The organism is Hydrogenophaga sp. (assembly GCF_041633695.1).
GTDB lineage: Bacteria > Pseudomonadota > Gammaproteobacteria > Burkholderiales > Burkholderiaceae_C > Hydrogenophaga.
The window spans coordinates 23924-31372 of the sequence record NZ_JBFJMY010000003.1 but is presented as its reverse complement, the minus strand read 5'-3'; the positions used below and the strand labels follow the sequence as shown (position 1 = coordinate 31372).

Below are 7449 nucleotides of genomic sequence, written 5' to 3'. Positions count from 1 at the left end.
GCGGCGATCAGGAACAGGTCGACAAGGTGCTCGACGCCATGGCCAAGCACGACACCGGCCTGCCCGACCTGGTGAAGATCATCTGCGTCGACATGAAGGGGATGCGCGGCTACAAACACGACAAGCTGATGTCGTTCGAGGACGTGCTTGAGCTAGGAGACCAAAACGCCGCGGCATCGCCCCAGCACGCGAGCGCCTTTGATCGTGCCATCGAGGACACCCAGCCCGATGACACCTGCATGCTGGTCTACACCTCGGGCACCACCGGGCCGCCCAAGGGCGCGATGCTGTCGCACCGCAACCTGATCGTCACCGTTGACAAGCTCAAAACCCATTTCAAGCTCGACCGGCACAACTACGAAGTGGTCTGCTACCTGCCGTTGTGCCACGTGGCCGAGCGTGCCTTCTCGACGGTCATGCACCTGCTCACCGGTGGCGTGGTCAATTACGCCGAATCGATCGACACGGTGGCCGTCAATCTGCGCGAGATCGCACCCACGGTGTTTTTGGGCGTGCCGCGCATCTGGGAGAAGCTGCAGCAAGGCATTTTGATCCGCATGCAGGACGCCTCGCGCTTTCAGCGCTGGGCTTTCCAGCGCTGCTTCGATGCCGGGCGCCGTCTGTTCGAAAAGGTCGAGGCGCAAGGGGGCCAGCGCAGTCTGTCGGATCGCCTGCACTTCTTCGTTCTGTGGTTGCTGATGTTTCGCAATCTGCAGAAGTTCGTCGGCCTGGACCGCATGCAGTGCGGCTTCTGTGGCGGCGCCAGCGTCTCACCCGAGGTACTGAAGTTCTTCCGCATCCTCGGCATTCCGGTGTACCAGGTCTACGGCATGACCGAGTCCGGCGGGGTGATCTTCTTCCAGCATGAAAAAGCGATCAAACTGGGCGCCACCGGCCTGCCCATCGACGGCCTGAACTGGAAGATCGCGGAGGACGGCGAGCTCGTCGTCAAGCACCCCGCCGTGTTCAAGGGCTACATCCACGACGAAGGCGCCACCGCCAAGACCGTGGTGGACGGCTGGCTGCACACCGGCGACATCGTGGCACTGGCCGACAACGGCGAGCTGATGATCGTTGACCGCAAGAAGGCCATCATCATCACCAGCGGCGGCAAGAACATCGCTCCCTCGGAGATCGAAAACGCGCTCAAGGACAGCCTGTATGTGCGCGAGGCGATCATCCTGGGCGACGGACGCCACTATTTGGCGGCGCTGATCCAGGTCGACTACGAAACAGTCGGCAAGTGGGCACAAGAACGCAAACTGGCCTACACCACCTACAAGAGCCTGGCCGCGCTGCCCGAGGTGCGCGAACTGATCGACGAGGACGTCAAGCGTGTGAACAAGCTGTTTGCCCGGGTCGAGAACATCCGCAAGTTCCTGATCCTGGAAAAAGAACTCGACCACGACGACGGCGAACTCACCGCCACCCAGAAGGTGCGCCGTAACGTCATCGAAAAAACCTTCGCGAAAGAGATCGCGATCATCTACGGCGCAGGAGCGGGCTGATGGACTATTTTCTGCAACTGGTCATTTCCGGCATCGCCGTGGGCCTGCTCTACGGCTTCATCGGCATGGGCTTTGCGATGATTTACCGCGCCACCGGCGTGGTGAACTTCGCCCAGGGCGAGCTGATGATGCTGGTGTCCTACATCGCCTTCACCCTGGCCGGCACCTTCCAATTTGGCTTCTGGCCCATGCTGGCAGCAACTGTCGCGGCCTCGGTGCTGATCGGCCTGCTGATCGAGGTCTTGCTGATCCGTCCGATGCTTGGTCAGCCGGTGTTTTCCACGGTGATGGTGACCATTGGCCTGGCCGTGATCCTGCGCTCGGTGGTGGTGCTGATCTGGGGCGCAGACCCCATGCCGCTCAATGCCGGCCTGCCAACGGAGGTCATCAAGATCGGCCCGGCCGGCCTGTACCCGGCGCAGCTGTATTCCGTTGGGCTGATGGCGGCCGTACTGCTCGGCCTGTGGACCTTCTTTCGCTATTCGCGGGTCGGTATCGCCATGCGTGCCACCGCCAACGTGCAAACTGCAGCCCTGCTGATGGGCATCAATGTCAAGCGCATTTTCGCCTTGTCCTGGGCCCTGTCGGCGGGGCTCGCCGCCATTGCGGGCGTGTTGATCGGCGTGATCTACGACGTCAACCCCGGCATGTGGACGACAGGTCTGCGCAGCTTTCCCGCAGTCATCTTGGGCGGGCTGGACTCGGTGTTCGGCGCCGCACTCGGCGGCATCCTGATCGGGGTGGTCGAGAATCTGTCGGAAGGCTATATCGGCCGCGGCATGAAGGAGATCGCCGGTTTTGTTTTGATCCTCGTCGTCCTTATGGTCAGACCCTATGGCCTGTTCGGCAAACCTGAAATCGAGCGTGTCTGATGCGTAGCGGAAACTTCAAACAAAACTATCGTCAGCTGCTGGCACTGACCGACTCGGTTCCTGTCATCGTCTGGTCGTGTCTGCTGGTGGCGCTGCTGGCGGCCGCGCCACTGCTGCTGGCCAAGTACTATGTCTCCGTCATTCTGCTGCTGCTGATCACAGCGGTGGGGGTGTTGGGCCTGAACCTGCTGACCGGGACCACCGGGCTGATCTCGCTCGGGCACTCGGGGTTTCTGGCGGTCGGCGCCTACACGGCCGGCATCGTGGCCAGCAAACTTGGTTGGCCAATGCTGGCGTCCATCTTCGCCGGTGGCGTGAGCGCGGCCATCGCCGGGATCATCGTGGGCATACCCTCGCTGCGTCTCAAAGGGCTGTACCTGGCCATCACGACGATGGCATTTGCCGTGATCATCAACCACCTGATCCTCAACGGTGGCGACCTGACCGGAGGCTCGGAAGGACTGACGGTGCCACAACCCTCGCTGTTCGGCCAGGCGCTGGATGCCGAACGTGGCTACTACTACGTGGTGCTGTGCTTTGTGGTGATGTTCACCTTCATCACCCTGAACATCCTGCGCAGCCGCATTGGCCGAGCGTTCCTGGCGATCCGGGAGCACGACATCGCCGCCAAGGCCATGGGCGTCAACCTGGTGCGCTACAAGTTGCTGGCGTTCATGGTCAGCGCCTTCTACACCGGCATCGCCGGGGGCTTGCTGGCCTACTACACACGCTACCTGAATGTCGACAGCTTCAGCCTGCTGATATCGATCGAGGCGCTCTCCATGCTCATAGTTGGCGGCCTGGGTTCTGTAGCCGGCGCCTTGCTCGGCACGGCTTTCATCGTCCTGCTCAACGAAAGCCTGGGCTTCGTGTTCGGCATGATCGGCGCCAGCTTCGGCGGGTCGGGCTCCACTGCCGCCTATGAGATCAAAGGCGTCATTTATGGACTCGCGATTGTGTTGTTCCTGCGTTTTGAGCCCGATGGCCTGATGGGGCGATGGCGCGACATCAAGCATTACTGGACCCATTGGCCCTTCCGATTCTGACCCCGCAGCACACGCGCTGCTTATTCCATGGGAGACCTGCGATGCGAACACTACAGAAGCTGACCCAGCGCTTTTGCCTCGGCGCCCTCGCCGCACTGACCTTCGGCAGCGCACTGGCGGCAGATCCCGGGGTCACGAACGAGAAACTCGTGCTTGGCGCGGTCATCCCGCTGAGCGGCCCGCCCAGCATCATTGGCAAGGCCATTGCCACGACCCTGAAAGTTTGGGAGCAGGATGTCAATTCGCGCGGCGGCATCGGCGGACGCAAGGTGGACATTCGCATCGAGGACGACGGCTATGTGCCGCAGCGCTCGGTTCAAAGCCTGAAGAAACTGATTGATGTTGACCAGGTATTTGGCTTGATCGCGGTATCTGGCTCATCGCAATTGGTGGCCATGCTGCCCATCATCGACGAGCAGAAAATTCCCGCCATCAACCATATCGCCGTCAACAGCGCCCACTTCAACCCACCGCACAAGACGCTGTTCAATATCGGGGCAACCTACTGCCAGGCTGTCTCCGCCAGCATGAAGCATCTGGTGACAACTCAGAAGCTGCAGGGCTCCAAGTTTGCCCTGATCTTCCAGGAAGACGATTACGGCACCGACGTCAAATGCGGCTACGACCTGGCACTGAAAGAACTCGGCCTCAAGAGCGTCATTGAAGTCCCCTACAAGCGCGGCGCGAAGGACTTTTCCGCCGAGGTGCTGAGCGTGCAGCGCGCCGGCGCCACCTTTGTGCTGACCGGTGGCATCATCACCGAAACCGCCGCCATGCTCAAAGAGATCGCGAAGAACCAGATGCAAGCCGTGCGCTTGGCCGTTTACCCTTCGCATCTGAATGCTGTGCTGGCGCTGGCTGGCCCGGCTGCCGACGGCATGTATATCGCCGATTTTGTCCCCCCCGTGACCGACACTCAAACTCAGGGCATCGGCAAAATCACCGCACTGACCTACAAGTATTTTTCAGCCAATGAAGTCAAGGCCATGCATCGGTATTCATTGACCGCCTATGTAGGCGCTCAGTTGCTCGAATCAGCGCTCAACGCCTGTGCCAAAAACCTCACGCGTGCCTGCGTGGTCGAAAAGCTCGAGCAGACCAAAAACTTCACCAGCGACGGCATCATGGCCCCCTTGACCTTCGGGCCCAAAATTCGACAGTCGGGGACCCGCCCCATTTTGCTCAAGGCGAATGCCAGCGCCGGGAAATTCGAGCGAGCCTCTGAATTTCTGAGTTCCAAGTAATCCTGACGACGCGCCACCAGCCCCTCCCCCATTTCTCAACCAGGAGTGCCTTTCCATGACACGCAAATACTTTCGATACGCCGCCACCAGTCTGCTCGGCATGGTCATTGGCCTGACGGCCACGACCGCCGCTGCTGCCGACCCTGGGGTGACCGACGCCAAAATCGTCCTCGGCTCGATCACGCCCGTCAGCGGCCCCGCCAGCCTGCTGGGCAAGGCCCACATGCTTGCCTTGCGGGTATGGGAACAGGATGTCAACGCCCGCGGTGGCATCAACGGCCGCAAGGTGGAAATTCGCCAGGAAGATGACGGCTATGTGCCTCAGCGTGCTGTGCAAGGCGTCAAGCGACTGGTCGACGTGGAAGGCATCTTCGGCCTGATCGGCACCTCGGGTTCAGCGATGCTGCAAGCCATGGTGCCCTACATCAACGAGCAAGGCTTGCCAACCATCAACGCGATGGCCGTGGCAGCAGCGCACTTCACTCCACCGAACAAAACGGTATTCGTGGTCGGCCCAACCTATTGTCAGGAGTTGAGCGCCGCCATGAAATACATGGTGACGAGCAAGAAGTTGCAAAAGGAGAAGTTTGCACTGGTCTATCAGGATGACGAGTTTGGCAGCGACGTGCGTTGCGGCTACCAGAAGGCGATCAAGGACCTGGGGCTCAACAGCGTGTCCGAGATCTCCTTCAAGCGTGGCACCAAGGACTTCTCGGCTGAGATGCTGAGTCTGAAGCGGGTGGGCGCGACCTTTCTCGCGTCGGGTGGCGTGGTGGCCGAGCATTCGATGCTGATGAAGGAAGCCGCTAAAAACCAGATGTCGCTGACCTTCCTTGCCGTGCATTCGGCCCACCTGACCCCTGTTCAGGCGCTCGCCGGTGCCGCGGGCGACGGCTACTTCGTCGCAGACTATGTCCCGCCTCTGACCGACCTGTCGGTGCCAGGCATGGCCAAGTTCATGGGGTTGGCACAGAAATATCTGTCAGCCGACGAGTTGAAGTCGCTCAACCGCTATTCGATCACAGCCTACGTCGGTGCGCTGCTGATGGAAGACGCGATCCGCCGCTGTGGCAAGGCGCTGACCCGCGCCTGTGTCGTCGAGAAGCTGGAGACAACCAAGAACTTCAGCACCGATGGGCTGGCTTCCCCCATCAGTTTTGGCCCCAATGACCGGCACTCGCCGAGCAGCGTGCTCGTGTTGCGCTCGGACGCCAAAAACTCCCGCTTCGAGCGCGTGTCCGACCCCATCCCCGTGCTCGATTGACACCAGACGCCGTTCGTCACCCGCCGTACAACTGGTTCCGCCCGTGTTTCAAAAAGTTCTGATCGCCAACCGTGGCGAGATCGCGCTGCGGATCCTGCACACACTCAAGGGCATGGGGCTCGCCACCGTGGTGGCCCACCACGCGGTGGACGCCGATAGCCCGGCCGTGCTGGAGGCTGACGAGTCGGTCGAATTGCACGGCTTGACGCCCGTGGCGGCCTACCTCGATATCGCGCAGTTGGTTGAAGCGAGTCGGCGCAGTGGGGCACAGGCGCTGCATCCCGGTTACGGCTTCCTGTCTGAAAACGCGGCGTTTGCGCGTGCGCTGGAAGCTGATGGCATCGTCTTCATTGGCCCGCGTCCGGACAGCATCGAACTGATGGGTGACAAGGTGCGCGCGCGCAGCTTCGTCGCCCATCGCGGCTTTCCGGTGGCACCGAGCGCCATCGAGGACGATGACCCGGCCAGCTTCGTCGAGCGCGCCAGGGCGCTCGGCGCGCCGCTGCTGATCAAGCCTTCAGCCGGCGGTGGCGGCAAGGGCATGCGCATCGTGCGTGACCTCGCCATGTTGGATCGCGAGATCGAGACCGCACGGCGCGAAGGTGAGCGCTATTTTGGCGACGGTCGGCTGTTTGTCGAGCGCTATGTGGAGCGCCCGCGGCACATCGAGGTGCAGGTGATGGGCGACGCGCATGGCCAGTTGGTGCATTTCTGGGAGCGTGAATGTTCAGTGCAGCGACGCTTCCAGAAAATCATTGAAGAAACCCCCTCCCCGGCCCTTTCACCGGTGCAGCGCCACGATATCTGCGAAGCTGCAGCCGGCATTGCCCGCGCCGCCAACTATCGCGGCGCCGGCACCGTGGAGTTCATCTACGGCGCCGGTGGCGAGTTTTACTTTCTTGAGATGAACACGCGTCTACAGGTCGAACACCCGGTCACCGAAATGGTGACGGGCTTTGACCTCGTTCGCGAACAGGTACGCGTCGCCCTGGGTGAGCCGCTCGGCTACACCCAGGCGGACATCGTGCAGCTTGGTCACGCCATCGAATGCAGGCTTTACGCCGAAGACGCCGAGCATGATTTTCGCCCCTCCACCGGTGACATCCTGTGCTGGCGACCACCCTCTGGTCCAGGCGTGCGGGTTGATGCCGGCGTGCGCGAAGGACAGGCGGTAACTGCCGCATTTGACCCCATGATCGCCAAAATTATCTGCCATGGCAACACGCGTGCACAGGCTATCGAACGCTCCATCCTGGCGCTAGAGCAATCGGTGCTGTTGGGTCTGACCACCAACGCACGCTACCTCACGCGGGCACTGCGCCATGCCGAGTTCCGTGCTGGGCAGGCCGACACCGGCATGCTTGCACGCTGTGCCGACGAGCTGCGCGAGTCTCTCACCCCCGATGACATCGACCTGGTACTGGCATCGGCGGTGCTCGCCGACCGCGAACTGTTGCGCGCCGTTCACTCCATTCCAGCGATGCACGCCGCCATGGGACCCTGGAGGAATTGACG

General features: G+C 61.5%; 6 protein-coding genes. All 6 read left to right on the top strand.

Features of this window, described 5'->3' with window-relative positions; translation table 11 throughout:
- On the top strand, window positions 1-1508 hold a 1508-nt coding region (locus tag ABYB95_RS00490; RefSeq protein ID WP_372656447.1), incomplete at its 5' end, for a long-chain fatty acid--CoA ligase.
- Window positions 1508-2380: a branched-chain amino acid ABC transporter permease gene (locus ABYB95_RS00485; protein ID WP_008905445.1), complete on the top strand. Its 873-nt coding sequence runs from the start codon at window positions 1508-1510 to the stop codon at window positions 2378-2380. The genes ABYB95_RS00490 and ABYB95_RS00485, both read left to right, overlap by 1 nt.
- The gene (locus ABYB95_RS00480) at window positions 2380-3426 is read left to right on the top strand and encodes a branched-chain amino acid ABC transporter permease (RefSeq protein ID WP_008905444.1); all 1047 of its coding nucleotides are present in this window, start codon (window positions 2380-2382) and stop codon (window positions 3424-3426) included. Before ABYB95_RS00485 ends, ABYB95_RS00480 begins: the two co-directional genes overlap by 1 nt.
- Window positions 3427-3467: 41 nt before the next feature.
- Window positions 3468-4670 carry an ABC transporter substrate-binding protein gene (locus ABYB95_RS00475; RefSeq protein ID WP_008905443.1) on the top strand — a complete coding sequence of 401 codons (1203 nt, stop codon included), beginning with the start codon at window positions 3468-3470 and terminating at the stop codon, window positions 4668-4670.
- A gap of 55 nt (window positions 4671-4725) precedes the next feature.
- Entirely contained in the window at window positions 4726-5934 is a 1209-nt protein-coding gene (locus ABYB95_RS00470; protein WP_372656446.1) for an ABC transporter substrate-binding protein, read from the top strand.
- A 43-nt stretch (window positions 5935-5977) separates the two neighbouring features.
- On the top strand, window positions 5978-7447 hold the full coding sequence (locus ABYB95_RS00465; protein ID WP_372656445.1) for an acetyl/propionyl/methylcrotonyl-CoA carboxylase subunit alpha: 1470 nt from the start codon (window positions 5978-5980) through the stop codon (window positions 7445-7447).
- Window positions 7448-7449 lie beyond the last annotated feature (2 nt).

Excerpts from the sequence above, each read along its gene's own strand:
- ABYB95_RS00485 (WP_008905445.1), top strand. The coding sequence starts at position 1,508 with ATGGACTATTTTCTGCAACTGGTCATTTCCGGCATCGCCGTGGGCCTG.
- ABYB95_RS00480 (WP_008905444.1), top strand. The coding sequence starts at position 2,380 with ATGCGTAGCGGAAACTTCAAACAAAACTATCGTCAGCTGCTGGCACTG.
- ABYB95_RS00475 (WP_008905443.1), top strand. The coding sequence starts at position 3,468 with ATGCGAACACTACAGAAGCTGACCCAGCGCTTTTGCCTCGGCGCCCTC.
- ABYB95_RS00470 (WP_372656446.1), top strand. The coding sequence starts at position 4,726 with ATGACACGCAAATACTTTCGATACGCCGCCACCAGTCTGCTCGGCATG.